15 protein-coding genes and 3 pseudogenes are annotated in these 15,924 nt (G+C 63.2%); 11 read left to right on the top strand and 7 right to left on the bottom strand.

Translation table 11 applies throughout. The features are described 5' to 3' along the window. Window positions 1–120: 120 nt before the first annotated feature. From OKW40_RS22695 to OKW40_RS22680, 4 genes and pseudogenes are all read left to right on the top strand, one after another. The gene (locus OKW40_RS22695) at window positions 121–942 is read left to right on the top strand and encodes an ATP-binding cassette domain-containing protein (protein WP_221307813.1); all 822 of its coding nucleotides are present in this window, start codon (window positions 121–123) and stop codon (window positions 940–942) included. 112 nt (window positions 943–1,054) lie between these two features. Continuing rightward, window positions 1,055–1,186 (top strand): annotated as a pseudogene (locus OKW40_RS22690) (ABC transporter permease); the annotation flags it as partial. 73 nt (window positions 1,187–1,259) lie between these two features. Further along, entirely contained in the window at window positions 1,260–1,976 is a 717-nt protein-coding gene (locus OKW40_RS22685; protein ID WP_429491586.1) for an ABC transporter permease, read from the top strand. Window positions 1,977–2,005: 29 nt separating this feature from the next. After that, window positions 2,006–3,010, top strand: a complete 1,005-nt coding sequence (locus OKW40_RS22680; protein ID WP_429491584.1) for a substrate-binding domain-containing protein — start codon at window positions 2,006–2,008, stop codon at window positions 3,008–3,010. A 50-nt stretch (window positions 3,011–3,060) separates the two neighbouring features. On the opposite strand, the pseudogene OKW40_RS22675 reads toward OKW40_RS22680, so the two are convergent. Then, a pseudogene (locus OKW40_RS22675) lies at window positions 3,061–4,507 on the bottom strand (DEAD/DEAH box helicase). A gap of 92 nt (window positions 4,508–4,599) precedes the next feature. Here OKW40_RS22675 and OKW40_RS22670 point away from each other — a divergent pair. The 3 genes from OKW40_RS22670 to OKW40_RS22660 all read left to right on the top strand — a co-directional run bounded on the left by OKW40_RS22670 (window position 4,600) and on the right by OKW40_RS22660 (window position 7,224). Beyond that, complete coding sequence (locus OKW40_RS22670; RefSeq protein WP_429491583.1) at window positions 4,600–5,208, top strand: TetR/AcrR family transcriptional regulator; 609 nt, start codon at window positions 4,600–4,602, stop codon at window positions 5,206–5,208. Window positions 5,209–5,317: 109 nt separating this feature from the next. Then, window positions 5,318–6,127, top strand: coding sequence for an oxidoreductase (locus OKW40_RS22665; RefSeq protein ID WP_429491581.1), 810 nt, complete (start codon window positions 5,318–5,320; stop codon window positions 6,125–6,127). A 95-nt stretch (window positions 6,128–6,222) separates the two neighbouring features. Continuing rightward, a complete protein-coding gene (locus tag OKW40_RS22660) occupies window positions 6,223–7,224 on the top strand; it encodes an NADP-dependent oxidoreductase (RefSeq protein WP_429491579.1) in 1,002 nt (333 codons plus the stop codon). Window positions 7,225–7,309: 85 nt separating this feature from the next. Here the strand turns inward: OKW40_RS22660 and OKW40_RS22655 are convergent, their stop codons facing one another. Next, the gene (locus tag OKW40_RS22655; protein WP_429491577.1) at window positions 7,310–8,716 is read right to left on the bottom strand and encodes an MFS transporter; all 1,407 of its coding nucleotides are present in this window, start codon (window positions 8,714–8,716) and stop codon (window positions 7,310–7,312) included. 60 nt (window positions 8,717–8,776) lie between these two features. Further along, window positions 8,777–9,949: a M20 aminoacylase family protein gene (locus OKW40_RS22650; RefSeq protein ID WP_429491575.1), complete on the bottom strand. Its 1,173-nt coding sequence runs from the start codon at window positions 9,947–9,949 to the stop codon at window positions 8,777–8,779. 169 nt (window positions 9,950–10,118) lie between these two features. On the opposite strand from OKW40_RS22650, the gene OKW40_RS22645 reads away from it, so the two are divergent. Beyond that, window positions 10,119–11,069, top strand: coding sequence for a LysR substrate-binding domain-containing protein (locus OKW40_RS22645; RefSeq protein WP_429491573.1), 951 nt, complete (start codon window positions 10,119–10,121; stop codon window positions 11,067–11,069). Between the two features lie 37 nt (window positions 11,070–11,106). Here the strand turns inward: OKW40_RS22645 and OKW40_RS22640 are convergent, their stop codons facing one another. After that, window positions 11,107–12,000 (bottom strand): LysR family transcriptional regulator ArgP, encoded by an 894-nt coding sequence (locus OKW40_RS22640; protein WP_429491571.1) that lies wholly within the window; start codon window positions 11,998–12,000, stop codon window positions 11,107–11,109. Between the two features lie 117 nt (window positions 12,001–12,117). On the opposite strand from OKW40_RS22640, the gene OKW40_RS22635 reads away from it, so the two are divergent. The 3 genes from OKW40_RS22635 (at window position 12,118) to OKW40_RS22625 (ending at window position 13,334) form a co-directional block, all read left to right on the top strand. Beyond that, the gene (locus tag OKW40_RS22635) at window positions 12,118–12,747 is read left to right on the top strand and encodes a LysE/ArgO family amino acid transporter (protein WP_184062125.1); all 630 of its coding nucleotides are present in this window, start codon (window positions 12,118–12,120) and stop codon (window positions 12,745–12,747) included. Window positions 12,748–12,950: 203 nt separating this feature from the next. Further along, window positions 12,951–13,115 carry a hypothetical protein gene (locus OKW40_RS22630; RefSeq protein WP_184062126.1) on the top strand — a complete coding sequence of 55 codons (165 nt, stop codon included), beginning with the start codon at window positions 12,951–12,953 and terminating at the stop codon, window positions 13,113–13,115. A gap of 57 nt (window positions 13,116–13,172) precedes the next feature. After that, a complete protein-coding gene (locus OKW40_RS22625; RefSeq protein WP_013089029.1) occupies window positions 13,173–13,334 on the top strand; it encodes a DUF1328 domain-containing protein in 162 nt (53 codons plus the stop codon). A gap of 216 nt (window positions 13,335–13,550) precedes the next feature. On the opposite strand, the pseudogene OKW40_RS22620 reads toward OKW40_RS22625, so the two are convergent. The 3 genes and pseudogenes from OKW40_RS22620 to OKW40_RS22610 all read right to left on the bottom strand — a co-directional run. After that, a pseudogene (locus OKW40_RS22620) lies at window positions 13,551–13,889 on the bottom strand (GNAT family N-acetyltransferase); the annotation flags it as partial. A gap of 53 nt (window positions 13,890–13,942) precedes the next feature. Further along, a complete protein-coding gene (gene rfbC, locus OKW40_RS22615; RefSeq protein WP_090803902.1) occupies window positions 13,943–14,494 on the bottom strand; it encodes a dTDP-4-dehydrorhamnose 3,5-epimerase in 552 nt (183 codons plus the stop codon). Between the two features lie 116 nt (window positions 14,495–14,610). Then, window positions 14,611–15,603, bottom strand: a complete 993-nt coding sequence (locus tag OKW40_RS22610) for a GlxA family transcriptional regulator (RefSeq protein ID WP_187619734.1) — start codon at window positions 15,601–15,603, stop codon at window positions 14,611–14,613. Window positions 15,604–15,924 lie beyond the last annotated feature (321 nt).

Here is a 15,924-nt window from a genome sequence, read left to right as displayed (position 1 = left end):
TAAATTTCAGGGACATTTCCAATGTAAGTTGATGCGGCGATCGATAAGCAAAGGGGAAAGATCTATGGCTGTCGTCGTTCACAACATCGCTGTGGGTCATTCGAGCTGGAGCGTGGCGTGATGCCGAACCAGGCAGCGCCCGGTACGTGCGCCTATCAGCATATCGTGCGCGCCCAAGGTATCAGCCTGTCCTACGGCAAGATACGGGCGCTGTCCGGCATCGATCTGGCCATTGGGCGGAACGAGATCGTCGGCCTGATCGGTGATAACGGCGCGGGTAAGTCGACGCTCATCAAGGTACTGACTGGTGTCGTGCGGCCGAGCACGGGCAAGCTGTTCATCCGCGACGAGGAGGTCGACTGGAACCGCTTTTCGGTGCGCGAGGCGCACCGACTGCGCTTCGAGACGGTCTATCAGGAAAAATCGCTGGGCGAGAAGCAGCCGCTGTGGCGTAATTTTTTTGTCGGCCGGCAGATCACCAACCGGTTCGGCTTCATCAAAGTTGCCGAACAGCGGCGCATTGCCAACGATATTTTGAAGCGCCAGCTCGGTTTCCGCGGCGTGGGGATCGACGCGGATTCGCTGATTGCGAAACTCTCCGGTGGCGAGCGCCAGGGCATCGCGATCGGACGGGCGATGTATTTCGACAGCGATCTGATCATTCTCGATGAACCCACGGTTGCGCTTGCCATTAGCGAGGTACGTAAGGTTCTCGACTTCGTACGGTCGATCAAGGAGTCCGGCCGCGCCTGCATCTACATCGAACATAACCTCGCCCATGTGCACGAGCTCGCCGATCGGCTCGTCGTGCTCGATCGTGGCCGGATCGTCGCGGATATGAAGTCGGGTGAGATGAGCCTCGAGGAACTCACCCGGTTCCTGATTTCGCTACAGCAGAGCGGGCACGGGCCGGCGCTGGCTGCGGGGCAAGGACGTGAGTGATCCGATAAAAGACGAACAGCCGGCGCGGCTGGTGCGTTTTCGCCTGCCGGATTTCGCACGCATCGAGGGAGTGCCGAGCCTGGTCGTGTTCGCGTTGGTGGTCGGCCTGTTCATGGCAACCGCACCGCGCGTCTTTTTAGGCTGGCCAATCTACTTCTCGTTCCTGACCACCGTGCCACCGCTGGCGGTGTTGGCGATCGGGCTCACTCTGGTGGTTGCGGCGGGGGAAATTGATCTGTCCTTCCCCTCCGTGATGGCATTCTCGGGCTTCCTGTTCGCCTGGTGCGTGAACACCACCGGATCAGCCTGGCGTAGCCGTGATCGCGGCATTGGCGGGCGGCGCGCTGGTCGGCGTGGTGAACGGGGTGCTGGTCGCGGTGGTCGGAGTGCCTTCGATCATCGTGACAATCGGCACGCAGTTCCTCTGGGCTGGGGTTGCTTCGATCCTGTCCGGCGGGCTCTCCAATGCGCTACAGGAGCTCGCCAACGGTTCAGCCTATGCAGTATTCGCGGGCACGTTGTTCGGTGTGGTCCCGATGCAAGCGCTCTGGGCGCTCGGGCTCGCAGTGTTCATGTGGTTCATCCTCAATCGTCACCGTTTTGGCGAGCACCTGCTGTTCATCGGAGACAACCGAAACGTGGCGAAGGTCGTGGGCATCAATGTCGTGCGTGAGACGGTGAAATTGTTCACGCTGATGGGTGTGCTGGCCGGTTTCGCCACGGTGCTGCTCACGCTCGAGAATTTGAACTATTTTTCGACCCAGGGGCAGGGCTATCTGCTGCCGGCGCTGGCCGGCGTGTTCATCGGCGGAACCTCGGTGTTTGGTGGCACGGCGACGATCGTGGGTACCTTCTTCGGCACTTTCGTGATAGGCATGCTGGAGGCCGGAATCGTTGCGACAGGTATCGCCGGCTTCTGGGTACAGGCGATCGAAGGGGTGGTGTTCATCGTCGCTGTGACGCTGCATCTGTTGGTAGAGAATCCCGCCAAGCTGCGCGTGTTGCGCGAAAGATTCAGGCTTGGGGGGCGATAAAGCCGTTAAATCAGGAGAAAGGAGCAGAAATGATCAAGATCATGACGGGATCCCTCCTGGGGGCGAGTATTCTCGCGTTTGGCCTCGCGCAGACGGCCGGTGCCACTGAGCCGACCACGACGGGGCCGCTCGGCGCCGGTATGACAATGTATATGCAGATGGGCGGAAACCCTGGCGACGGCGCGACGCTGCCACGTCAGACCGGGGCTGCGGACGCGGCGCATGCCTTAGGCATCAAGGTGATCGAGCAGTTCTCGGCCTGGAGCCCGGAGACAATGCTTGCGCAGTTTCGCCAGGCGATGGCGGCGCATCCGACGTGCATCGGCATCATGGGCCATCCGGGCGATCCAGCCTTCGCGCCACTGATCAAGCAGGCGGTAGACCAGGGCATCATCGTTACCGTCGGCAACACGCCGCTACCCGAGAACCAGAAACTTTACGACGCGAAGGGCTTCGGCTACGCCGGCGTCGAACTCTACGTCGGCGGGCAGATCACCGCGCAGGCGATGCTCAACGCTGGGATCAAGAAGGGCGACGAGGCGCTGGAATACGGTGTGTTCAACGAGAGTGTGCGCAGTCAGTCTGACCGTGGCCTTGCCGAAACGCTGGAGAAGGCCGGCGTAAAGGTGACCAGGCTCAATATCTCACCTCAGGTGGATTCCGATTCATCGCTCGCCGTGCCGATCCTGGTCGCCTTTATCCAGGCGCACCCTAATCTGAAGGCGATTGGAACTCAGCACGGCGGTGTAACCGGGTTCATTCCGCAGGCGCTCCAGCAGGCTGGCAAGAAGCCGGGGCAAATCATCATTGGTGGCATCGATCTGGCACCGGCCACGATTTCGGGGCTGCAGAGCAAATACATCACCGCGACGCTCGACCAGCAACTTTATCTGCAAGGCTTCCTGCCGGTCACGCAATGCGTGCTCTCGGCTGCTTATCATTTCGCGGGACTGACCATCAACACCGGCGCAGGTGTCCAAACACCTGCGACGATCGACTCGCTCATTCCGTTGATCAAACGCGGAATCCGCTGAGGTCGGATGATGCGAGATGGAATGGCGTGTGCGTTGCCGTCACACACGGATCAGGGTTGGCGTTTGCCGCGACCACCAGCGGGTTTGCCAGCCGGCTTACGTGAACCCGCAGCTGGCTTGCTGGCGGGTTTGCTGCGTGGCTTTTGCACGCTGAATGGGCTACCGCTGGACAAGCTTGTGCCTTTACCCGCGGCCACAGCGCGTTGCGCTGCAGGCTTGCGTTTGTTTTCGCCACTTTGCGGGCGCGGTTTTTTGCTGAGCACCTGCATGGCGCCCGGCGCAGCTTGCGGCACTTTGGGCTTCTTGGGCTTTTTGGGTTTCTTGATGATCTGGCCCGTGGCGCTAGTTTGCGGCACGCGGTGTTCGGCTTCAAAACCCGGCTCTTCTTCACGGCGCAGCGTTTGCCGGATCAGCGCTTCAATCGCGGCCAGTTGCGGGGCTTCATCGGCGCACACAAGGGACACCGCCACGCCGCTGGCGCCCGCTCGGCCGGTACGGCCAATACGGTGCACATAGTCTTGCGCCACGATCGGCAGATCAACGTTGATCACCAGCGGCAGATCGTCGATATCCAGCCCGCGCGCAGCCACATCGGTAGCGACCAGCATATGTACTTCGCCCGTCTTGAAGCGCTCCAGCGCACGCAGGCGCGCGGGTTGCGGTTTGTCGCCGTGGATGGTGTCGACCGCATAGCCCGCTTCATCCAGCATGGCCGCCAGGTAATCCACGCCATTGCGGGTTTTGGACGAACACCAGCGCGTGCTTCCAGTCGTTCTCAGCCACAAGATGCATGAAGAGGTCGGGCTTGTTCTTTTTATCCACCGGCACCACCCACTGCTTGATCTTACTGGCCGTGGCATTGGGCGGGCTGACGCTGATATTGACCGGGCCGCGCAGAATGCCCGCCGCCATGGCGCGGATCTCATCGGTAAACGTGGCAGAGAACAGCAGGGTCTGGCGCTGAGCGGGCAAGGCAGCAAAGACGGCGTTGAGCTCGCGCGCAAAGCCCAGATCCAGCATGCGGTCGGCTTCATCCAGCACCAGCGTTTGTACCTGATCAAACTGCACTGCGTTCTGGCGATGGAGATCTAGCAAACGGCCCGGCGTGGCGACGAGCAGATCCACGCCTTTGCGCAACTTCATCATCTGCGGGTTGATGCTCACACCGCCGTAGGCGGCCAGAAATCGTAAGTCGAGGCCTTTGCCGTAAGCGATAAAGCTTTGCAGCACTTGTTCGGCCAGTTCACGCGTGGGCACCAGCACCAGAACACGCGCGCGGTTGCTGGACACCGCAGGGCCCTGTTGCACCAGCCGTTGCAACAGCGGCAGCGCAAAACCCGCCGTTTTGCCAGTGCCGGTCTGTGCCGCGGCCATGACGTCCTTGCCACTGAGCACAGCAGGAATCGCCTTGGCCTGCACCGGCGTAGGTGTCTGGTAATTGAGGTCCTGCACATTGCGCAGCAAGGGATCGATCAGGCCAAGCGAGGCAAAAGACATTGGCGTATTCCGGGCTAAAGCCGCAATTCTAGCGGTTACCGCCTGAACCGTCGGTCTCTGGATGGCCCCTGCAAATCCCGCCGAAATGATATATGATGGTCGTCATGAAAAATCCATCCATCACCCGGAAGCCAGCCAGCCGCAAGGAAATCACGCACGAGCGCATCGTCGGGGTCGCCGCACGCGCGATTCGGCGCAGCGGCTACGACGGCACGGGCGTGGCTGACATCATGAAGGAGGCAGGTCTGACGCATGGCGGCTTCTATGCCCATTTCCCGTCGCGCGAGGTGCTGCTTGCCGAAGCCGCTGACCGCGCCGGAGCTGAATCCGTGGCGCTGTCGGAGCGTATCGCCGCGTCCGTGCCGCCGGAACAGGCGTTGCCGGCGATGATGCGCGCCTATCTGTCGAAGGAGCATTGCGAGAGCATCGAGACAGGTTGCCCGATCTCTGCCCTCGGCTCGGAGATGCCGCGCCAGGCGCCGGCCGTACGGCGCGCGGCCACCCGCCGCATCAAGGAGATGATCGATGTCGTTGCGCGCCAATTGCCCGATTGGGGTCAGCCAGGCGCGCACGAACAGGCGCTTTTGATGGTCGCCACAATGGTTGGCACGATGGTGATGGCGCGTGCCGTCGACGACCCCAAACTATCGGAGAGTTTTCTTGAAGCGGCATTGAAAAAACTCGCACCGACTGATGCGTAAATACGCCGGCCCTGTGCCGGTTTTCGTTGGACCGAAAATATGACTGTCATCATATTTTAGTGAAACGAATGCTCAACCAACCACGCAAAGACATCTTGGGAAGAACATCATGCAAACCAAAATAGCGCTCGTGACGGGCGCCTCGTCAGGAATCGGCGAAGCCACGGCAAAGCGGCTTGCGAAGGCCGGATACAAGGTCTACGGCACCAGTCGGCGCGGCCAACGAGCCGGCCAACAGTCGTTCGACATGCTGCCGCTCGATGTGACCAGCGATGCATCCGTTGCAGCCGCCGTCAGCGAAGTGCTGCGCCTGCAGGGCCGCATCGACCTGCTGGTGAACAATGCCGGTTTCGGCGTCGCCCCTGCCGCCGCGGAAGAGAGTTCGATCGACCAGGCACGCACGATCTTCGATACGAACTTCTTCGGGATCATCCGCATGACGCGTGCTGTCGTGCCTCATATGCGGCGACAACGCAGCGGCCACATCATCAACATCGGTTCCGTGCTCGGTTTTCTGCCCATGCCCTATATGGCGCTGTATTCCGCCACCAAGCACGCGGTGGAAGGTTATTCGGAGTCGCTCGACCATGAGTTGCGTACGCTGGGCATTCGCGTATCGGTCATTGAACCTGCCTACATCAAGACGCCTTTCGACGCGAACTTGATCGCGCCCGACGCCCCTCTCGACGAATACCGCGAGGTGCGCTCGGCCGTGGACAAGCGAGTGAAGGAAGTGGTCGAGGGCGCCGACGGTCCCGAGGTCGTGGCTGAAACCGTACTGCAGGCCGCCATCGCGGCTCGTCCGAAACTCCGCTATACCGCTGGCGGACTCGCCGCCCGTCTGCGATTGCTGCGCAGATTTGCGCCCGCTGGACTGGTGGACGCCGGTATCCGCAAAGATCTGCGGCTGGCAACGTAGACGACGTGACTGTCTCCTCCCTGTTCAAAGGCTCTGCATCCGTGCTATTGCCAGCGAAACAACCAGACTTAACGAGCCACTGACAAGGAACCATGATGCAAGCATTCGTCGTCGATCGATATGGACGCAAGAATGGCTTACGATCCGGCGATATGCCGGCTCCAGAGCCGCGCGAGGACGACGTATTGATCCAGATCCACGCCGCGGGCGTGAACCCGCTCGATGCCAAAATCAGAGACGGAGAGTTCAAGCTCATTTTGCCCTATCGTTTGCCGCTGATTTTGGGCAACGATCTGGCAGGGGTTGTCGTGCGCGTCGGCTCGCGCGTGCGGCGATTCAAGCCCGGCGACGAGGTCTACGCGCGCCCGCACAAGGATCGCATCGGCACTTTCGCGGAATTCATCGCGGTCAAAGAGGATGGCGTGGCCCTCAAGCCGACAGCACTCACGATGGAGGAAGCGGCTTCAATCCCGCTGGTGGGATTGACCGCCTGGCAGGCGCTGATCGAAAAAGGGCAATTGAAGAAAGGGCAGAAAGTGCTGATACATGCCGGCTCGGGCGGTGTCGGCAGCTTCGCCATTCAACTGGCGAAGCATGTGGGCGCGACCGTCGCGACAACAGCGAGCGCGCGGAATCTCGAACTGGTGAAGCAACTCGGCGCGGATATCGTCATCGATTACACGAAAGACGACTTTGCGACCATCCTGAAGGACTACGACCTGGTACTGGATACGCAAGGCGGCAATGCGATCGAGAAGTCGCTGCGTGTGCTCAAGGCCGGCGGCAAACTCATCGGGATCGCCGGTCCGCCTGATGCCGAATTTGCGAAAGAGATCGGTGCGTCGTGGTTCCTGAAAACGGTGATGCGCTTTCTGAGTTATCGCATCAGGAAGGCCGCGAAACGTCATGACGTCAGCTATACATTTCTCTTTATGCGGGCCAGCGGAGAACAGCTCAGCCGGATTGCCGCACTGATCGACGCGCGAGCGATACGACCCGTCATCGATCGGGTCTTTCCGTTTGAGTCGACCCAGGAGGCTTTGGCTTATGTCGAAACCGGACGTACCAAGGGTAAGGTTGTCATCAAGATCCGATAGTCAGCGTGAAGCAGGGCAAATGGCAAAAGAGGCGCGATCGAAAGGATCGCGCCTCTTTTTTCAGCGGACCCCGATCGCCATCACGTCAATCGATCGCCCTACCCGCGGTCTCTCGCATGAACGGCAACGGCAGCAACGACACGACGCTGCAACCGATCAGATACCACGCCGGCGCGAGATTGCTGCCCGAAATCTGGATCAGCCAGGTCGCGAAAAACTGCGCGAAGCCGCCGAAGATCGACACGCCGAGGCAGTACACGATCGACATGCCGGTCGCGCGGATCGCGCGCGGAAACAGCTCGGGCAGCATCACGATATTGGGCACCGCGGTGAACGTGACGAGCAGCGCGAGGCCCGCGACCACTGCAAGCAGCACCGGCACCGTCGGCGACGCGTTGATCGTCATGAAGGCCGGGTAGACGGCGAGAATCAGCAGCACGCGCGATACCCACAGCACGCGCTTGCGGCCGACCCGATCCGACAGCGCGCCCGCGAACGGCGAGCAGATCACCGTGACCACCGCGCCGGTCCACGCGGCCCACAGCGCGGTCGCCATCGGCAGATGCAGGATGCGGATCGCGTACGTCGACAGGTAGAACAGCACGATGTAGTTCGCCGCGGTGCCGCCGATCGTCGTCAGCACGCCGGTCGTGATCGAGCGCGCGTGGTCGCGGAACAGGTCGCGCACAGGTAGCGACGGAACTTGCGCAGCGGGCTTCGCAACGGTATCCGAAGCAGCCTGCGCAACAGCGCCGCCAGACGCTGCCGTGCCATCTTCAACACCCGGCAGCGTCTCGTCGAGATGCCGCCGGATATAGATGCCGACCGGCCCCATCGCCATGCCGATCACGAACGGCACGCGCCAGCCCCAGCTTTCGAGCGCGGCCGGCGACAGCGTCGCGGCCAGGGCGACGCCGAGCAACGAGCCCACCACCGTGTTCATCCCCTGGCTCACGAACTGCCAGCTGCCGTAGAAGCCGCGCGTGCGATCGCTGCCGTATTCGAGCAGCAGCGCCGTCGATGCGCCCACCTCGCCGCCCAGCGCGAAACCCTGGATCAGCCGCGCGAGAATCACGAGCAGCGGCGCCGCGACGCCGATCGCCGCATAGGTCGGCGCGAACGCGATGATCGCGGAACCGAGCGTCATCAGCCACAGCGTCAGGCTCATCGCGGCCTTGCGTCCGGCGCGGTCCGCGTAGCCCCCCAGCACGATGCCGCCCACCGGCCGCATGATGAAGCCGACGCCGAACGTGCCGACCGCGAGCATCAGCTGCACGAGCTGACCTTCGACCGGGAAATACAGCTTGCCGATGATCGTCGCGAAGAAGCTGTAGATCGTGAAGTCGAAAAACTCGAGGCCGTTGCCGAGCGTGATCGCGGCGATCGCCTTCGCGTGGCCGACGCGCTTTTGAGGTTCATCGGCGAGGCGCTGCGCATCGAGCGCATCGAGCCCATTGGCGCTCGCGGACCGCGGTGTGGCTGAATAGTCCATCTGTGTCTCCGTCATTATCTTGTGGCTGCTACGGCAAGGCGCTCGCGCACCGCCGCCGCGTCAAACGAGGAACGTCTGCGCGAGCTTGGTCCAGTAGGCCGCGCCGGTCGCGAGGCAAGCGTCGTTGAAGTCGTAGCCGGGGTTGTGGACCATGCAACCGCCCTCGCCGTCGCCATTGCCGATGATCAGATAGCTGCCCGCGCAGCGTTCGAGCAGGAACGCGAAGTCCTCGCTGCCGGTCAGCGGTTGCATGTCGTGAATCAGCCCGTCGACGCCCAGCCAGTCGAGCGCGACCTGGCGCGCGAGCGCGGTCATGGCCGCATCGTTGACGAGCACCGGGTAGCGGCGCTGATAGTCGACCTCGGCACGCGCGCCGAACACGGCCGCCTGCCCGGTCGCGACCTCGGTGATGCGCTGCTGCAGATGGTCACGCACCTCGGGCCGCAGCGCGCGCACCGACAGGCGCATCTCGGCGGTTTCGGGAATCACGTTGGGCGCTTCGCCCGCGTGAATCGCGCCGACCGTGATGATCGACATATCGAGCGGCGCGATGTTGCGCGACACGATCGACTGCAGCGCGAGCACGATCTGCGCGCACACGACGACCGGATCGATCGCCTTGTGCGGCACCGCGCCATGGCCGCCGCGGCCGATCACCTTGATGATCACCGTATCCGACGACGCCATGAACGACCCCGGCATGAAGCCCAGCTTGGCCGTAGGAAAGCCCGGCATGTTGTGCATCGCGAACACGGCGTCGCAGGGAAACTGTTCGAACAGGCCGTCGTCGAGCATTTTCTTCGCGCCGGCGAGCCCTTCCTCGGCCGGCTGGAAGATCAGATTCAGCGTGCCGTCGAAGCTTTTTTCGCGCGCCAGATGCCTGGCGGCGGCGAGCAGCATCGCCGTATGGCCGTCGTGACCGCATGCGTGCATCTTGCCGGGCAGCTTGCTCGCGTACGGCAGGCCAGTGGTTTCGTGGATCGGCAGCGCGTCCATGTCAGCGCGCAGGCCGAGCCGGCGCGTGCCGTGGCCGAGCTTCAGTTGCCCGACCACGCCGGTCTGCCCCAAGCCGCGATGGACGCTGTAGCCCCACTCCCGCAGGCGGTCGGCGACCAGATCGCCGGTCGCGAACTCCTCGTAGGCCAGCTCCGGATGCGCGTGGATGCTGCGTCGCAGCGCGATCATTTCCTGTTCGACTTCGGCGATGCCCGCCGGAATGACCATCGTGTTCATGCCATCTCCTGTCGATCGGACCTGGCGCTTCAGCGCTTAGTCCGATCCCATGCAACTGGTTGCGCCCCTGTCAGCGTGAACCCAGCATAGCGGCGCCGATATTCGGGCGGCAGGCGTAGAATCGTTGCGGTGCCAACCCTTGGTTGCCCCCGTCACGCCTCTCATTCGAATGAAACTGCATCAGCTCAATACCTTGGCGGCGATCGCCGATACCGGAAGTATCCGGGCGGCCGCCCGCTCGCTGGGGCTTTCCCCGGCCGCCGTGACCAAGGCGATGCGCGAGCTCGAAGCCGATCTGCACGCGCCGCTCGTCGTGCGCAGCGCGAGCGGTGTCGCGTTCACCGAGTTCGGCCGCGCGCTCGTCGTGCATGCGCGGCTCGTGCTCGGCCAGTTGCAGCGCGCGCAAGCCGAGATCGAGGCGTTGCGCGGAGCCGCCGCCGGCAAGCTGTCGATCGGCGTCACGCCGTGGGTCGCGCTGACTTTTCTGCCGCCTGCCGTGCGGCGTTTTCGTGAGCGGATGCCGGAGGTGCAACTGGAATTTTTCGAAGGCCTGCTCGCGGTCGTGCAGCCGCGTCTGCGCGACGGCAGCCTCGATTTTTCGATCGGTCGGCCGCCGCCCGCGTCGCCGCAGTCGGAGTTTCAGAACGCGCCGCTCTTTTCGACGCATGCGGCGGTGGTCGCGCGGCGCGACCATCCGAAGGCCGGCTGCCGCACGCTGCTCGACCTTCAAGACGCGGAATGGATACTGAACTGGGACCCGGCGAGCCGCGAGTCGATGTCGAACAATCTGTTCGTCAAGCGCGGCATGCCGGTGCCGCACACGATCGTGCTCGCGCATTCGCTCGCGATCGTGCTGGGCCTGCTCGCGCACACGGACATGGTCAGCATCTTTCCGTGGCCGCTCGTCGAGGCGATACGCGCGAAGGAAAACCTGTGGGCGCTGCCGCTGCGTGAAACGCTGGACGAAACCATCATCAGCATCACGTCGCGGCGTGGCGCGCCCACGAGCCCGGCGGCCGCCTGCTTTCTCGACTGCCTGCGCGAGACGATCGACGAAGGCGCGCGCTCGCAGGACCCGGAACAGCGCCGCCTGTTTCATTCGATCGAGCTGTTGCTATAGCAACTGCCGCATTTCTGCATGCGGCACCGCCGCGTAGTCAATCGAGAAACTCGCCCGCCCGCTTTCTGAGCATCGTGCTGAAATCGTCGAGCCAGCCGATCGACAGACGCCAGCTCTGCCAGTACAGATCGACGTCGATATGCTTGCCCGGCGCGATCTCGACCAGTTCGCCGCGCTGCAGAGGCCCGGCGATCATCCGCTCGGGACACATGCCCCAGCCGAGGCTCATCACGCACGCGCGCAAAAAACCGGCGACGTGCGGAATCCAGTGCAGCGGCGGATCGAGCTCCGCGCGCGCAATGCGCCGCATAAAGCGCTTTTGCAGCTGATCCTTCGGATTGAAGTCGACGCACGGCGTGCGCCGCAGGCTGTCGCGCGTGACGCCGTCGGCGAAATAGCGCGCGAAAAACGCCGGCGAGCACACCGCCAGGTATCGCATGCGGCCGAGGCGCGTCGAGCGACAGCCCTGCACCGGTTCGGCCTGCGTCGTGATCGCGCCCTGCACGCTGCCGTCGCGAATGCGCTGCGCGGTGTAGTCCTGGTCTTCGATCACGAGGTCGAGCAGCATTTCGCGTTCGACGCAGAACGGCGCGACCGCGTCGATGAACCAGGTGCCGACGCTGTCGTCGTTGACCGCGACGCGCAGTGCCGGCCACTGCTCGACGAGCGCGCCGGGCAGTGCCGGCAGGCGGCCTTTCAGCTCCGCTTCGAGCAGTTGCACGCGTTCGGTATGGCGGCATAGCAGCGCGCCCGAGGTGGTCGCGACGCACGGCTGCCCACGCTTCACGAGCACGCTGCCGACGCGCTCCTCGAGCAGCTTGACCCGCTGCGACACCGCGGACGGCGTGATATTGAGCTCGCTTGCGGCACGGTCGAACGAGCCGTGGCGGACCACGGCGGCCAGTGCGTCGAGCAAGGCGTAGTCGAGCATTAGCGTTCCTTAATCTACATTAAGCAAATTAGCTTCTCTTATGAGATGCCAACCCGCAGACTAGCGCTGTTGGATTTTCCCGTCTATCCCCGCTGCTTTCCTTTTTCCGGACCATTTATGAACTGGTTGTCTTTTTCCCATGGCGCTGCGCTGTGCGCGTCGCTGATCGTTACGATCGGCGCGCAGAACGCGTTCGTGCTGCGGCAGGGCATCATGCGCTCGCATGTCGGCAAGATCGTGCTGTTGTGTACGTTGTCCGATTTCATTCTGATCGGCGCGGGCGTCGGCGGCGCCGCGGTGCTGATGGAGCGTTTCCCGCGCTTCGTGCACGCGATGCTCTATGTTGGGCTCGCGTATCTCGCCTGGTTCGGCATCAGCGCGCTGCGCCGCGCGGTGCGGCCCGGACACGCGGTGCTCGATGGCTCGGCCGGCGCATCCCGCGATCAGGCGCCGCCTGCGCAACGCGCGCTGCCGATGATCCTGATGACGCTTGCGTTCACGTGGCTCAACCCGCACGTCTATCTGGACACGTTTCTGTTGATCGGCACGGCCGGCGCGCGTGAACCGGAAGGCGCGCGGGTCGCCTTCGCGCTCGGCGCGATGACGGTCAGCGCGGTGTGGTTCGTCGCGCTCGGCTATGGCGCTCGCATGCTCGCGCCGCTGTTTCGCCGCGCAACTGCGTGGCGCGTGCTGGATGGCGCGATCGGCAGCATGGTGTTGCTGCTCGCGTTCACGCAATTGCGTTGAGCGTTCGACGCGGGCCTGATTTCAGCGCCGATTCTTGCGGCTCGCCTCGCGCGGCGGGCGCATCGGCTTCGTCGCGCGGCACGAGGTTCATCAGCCGCGCGAGCACCGGCCACTTCAGCGGCGACTGCTGGTCAGCCTCCTTCGCCTGGGCATCGGAATAGCGCCCCGTCTCGACCTCCGGCAGACGCAGCGCGAGGCCGCCGATGTCGTCGACGGGCCAGCCGCCGCGCGCGGCGGACCGCTGCGCTTGGCGGGCGGCGCTCGTCGGCTATCTGATCGTGAATCGCTGGAACGTCGGCGGCAATCAAGCGATGGCACATCTATTGCTGAAATCCGCTCGCCGGCATCTCACCCGTGAAGCCGCGTGACGTACGCAACGGGGCGCCGTTCAAACGTCATTTCAACAATCCACCGGTGGAGGCACCATGCTTCGATACGCTGTGATTTTCTTCATCATCGCCATCATCGCCGCGGTGTTCGGCTTTGGAGGCATTGCCGCGGGCGCAACCGAAATCGCCAAGGTGTTGTTCTTCATCTTCCTGGTGATCTTCCTCGTCACCCTGCTGATGGGCGTGATCCGACGCTGACGGCTGCATACAGCGTTCGGTGAATTCACGCCTCGCCCGATGCGAACTGGCCACGCTGCGTGGGTCCCGCGTCGAGGATTGCGCGGCCGCTGTCGCCGTTGCAATACTTGCCGCAGCATATTGCAATAGTTGCCGAAGCATCGGGCGCTTCAACTCTGCTTTCCTTCCGCCTCTTCTTTCCGTATCCCGGAGGCGTATGCGGCATCGCTTCAGGCCGCATACGCGATCTGCGGCGTCATGGAACGCGATCAGTAACGTGCCGATGCCGCGCCCCTGCCATGCGGGATCGACCGCGAACTGACGCAGGCTCGCGACATCGCCGTGCCGGTATAGCTCGCACGATGCTTCGCCATCCGAAGCATAAAGCGTCATCGTGCCGACGATGTGTCCTTCATACACCGCGACATGGCAATCGCCACGCAGCACACGGCCGCGGGTCATCTCGATGGTCTGATCCACGCACGTGCAATTGAGCCCCTGCGCGCCGAGCGGCGCAAACGCGCGACACACACAGCGGACCGGAACGGATTGCGGATGGCTTGCGCGACGCTTCACGTTGAGCACCTCGTACTGACTGGATGCCCGAAGTGTAGGGTTGGCCCCGTCGTTCACGAGATGTTTTCGGCCTCGTACAGACGACGGCCCGCCGCATCCTTGCTGCCGAGGATGGGCTGAAAGTCGATCGGCCACTGGATGCCGATGTCGGGATCGGACCACAGCAAGCAGCGCTCGAGCTCGGGGAACCAGTACTCGGTGGTCTTCCACATGCATTCGGCGACATCGGACAGCACGACGAAGCCGTGCGCGAAACCGGGCGGCACCCAGATCTGCCGATGGTTGGCTTCGCTCAGATACTCGCCGCTCCATTTGCCGAAGTTCGGTGAGTTCAGGCGCACGTCGACCGAGACGTCGAAGATCTCACCGCGCACGACGCGCAGCAGCCGCCCCTGGGGACGCTGCACCTGGTAGTGCAAGCCGCGCAGCACGCCATGCACGGCGCGCAGATGGCGGTCCTGCACGAAGTTGAAACCCTGCGCGACGTCGTCCGAAAACTCGTCCGCGCTGAAACTCTCGAAGCAGAAGCCGAACTCGTCGATGAACACTTCCGGCTCGATGAGTTTCACCTCCGGCAATGCCGTCGCCATGACCCTGTTGCCCATCGCCACTGTGCTCGTAAAAAGGCTGGCCAGCGAACATACGGCCGCTCTCGCGACCGCGTCCGACAGACGAGGCGCGCCCGCAAAGCGGGCGCCCAATCGCATGCTAAAGATACATGCTACGCCTCAGTGGCCGCCCGGCTGCGAGCGCGATACTCGGTTGGCGACAAAGCCATACGCTTGCGGAAAATTTTCGCGAGACGATCGCCGTTGCCGGTGCCGCTGCGACGCGCGATCTTGTCGACCGGCAATTCGGTCTCGGTCAGGAAGTTGCACGCGATACGCAGCCGCACCTGCAGCAGGTAGTCCGACGGCGTGATCTGCATCTCGTGCTTGAAACGGCGCAGGAAATTGCGCTCGCTCATTGCGGCGACCTGCGCGGCATCGGCGACCGAGACCGGACGGTCGCAGTTGGCCTCCATCCAGCGCGCGGCCGCGCGAATCTTTTCGGCGACGCTCAGCGTGCCGCCCTCGGCCGGCAGCGGCACCCACGTCGCAGCCATGCCGGGCATCACGCGATCGGCGACGCTGCGCGCAAGCTCGGCGCCCAGGTCACGCTTGATGAACATCAGCGCGCTGCGGGCGCAGTCGTGACGGTCGTTGGCCGCGCTGAACGCGCCTTCGCTCGCGCTCGCGCCCGGATAGCGGCTCATCAGGCCGTCATGCTCGGTCGGGCCGGCCGCTTCGAGCACGAGGCGCCCCTCGCCGATCGTTTCGATCGCGCGTGTGCGCGATTGCACGGCGCGCAGCCAGTTCAGCAGGCGTTCGTCGCGCGCGGCCACGTGGGCGCCGTAGCCGCCAGCGATGAACAGCACGTCGAAACCGCCGCCAAAGCGCGTGTCGATGTGGTCAGTCCAGATGCGCGCCGACGACGAACTGGCGACATTGCCGCCGTCCATCGACAGGAACTGCACTTCGTAGGGCGGATCTTCGCCTGCTCGCGTGCCCGCGAACTCATTGGCGGTCTGGAACATTTCCACGACGGTACCGGGGCCGAGCAGCCAGAAGCCGTCGAACAGCAGAATGCCGATTCGCCGCGCTGCAGTACGGACGTTCAAAGCGGGCGTGTGTAGCCACGTAATTCTCGTTGTATCAAGGTGCATGTGCGGCATGATCTTCCCCAAACGGTCATACGTTGCGGACCCCGATTTGCCCCGCCATCAGACGGAACGAGAGAATGCGTTATTACGGCGAAAAAACAGACACACGCCGCATAAAGGATTAAGCGTGATGTTAGCGGAATGGATCGCTATAGTAAATTTGAAAAACGAGTTTCATCAGGACAGCCCATGTCTGAGGAAAAGCGGTTATTGAGCGATTGATATGAGCGCGCGACACGCCGGGCAACTATGCAAGCCGCGCGAAGAGCTTGAGGAGATCTTACCGCAAAGCCTTGATGGACGGCACTCTCACGCATTCGGACAAAGTTGCCG

Origin of the sequence: Paraburkholderia sp. RAU6.4a (assembly GCF_050435625.1) — a bacterium.
In the GTDB taxonomy this organism is placed as follows: Bacteria; Pseudomonadota; Gammaproteobacteria; order Burkholderiales; family Burkholderiaceae; genus Paraburkholderia; species Paraburkholderia tuberum.
The sequence above is the reverse complement of the archived record's forward strand: the minus strand, read 5'-3'. Positions and strand labels throughout refer to the sequence as shown.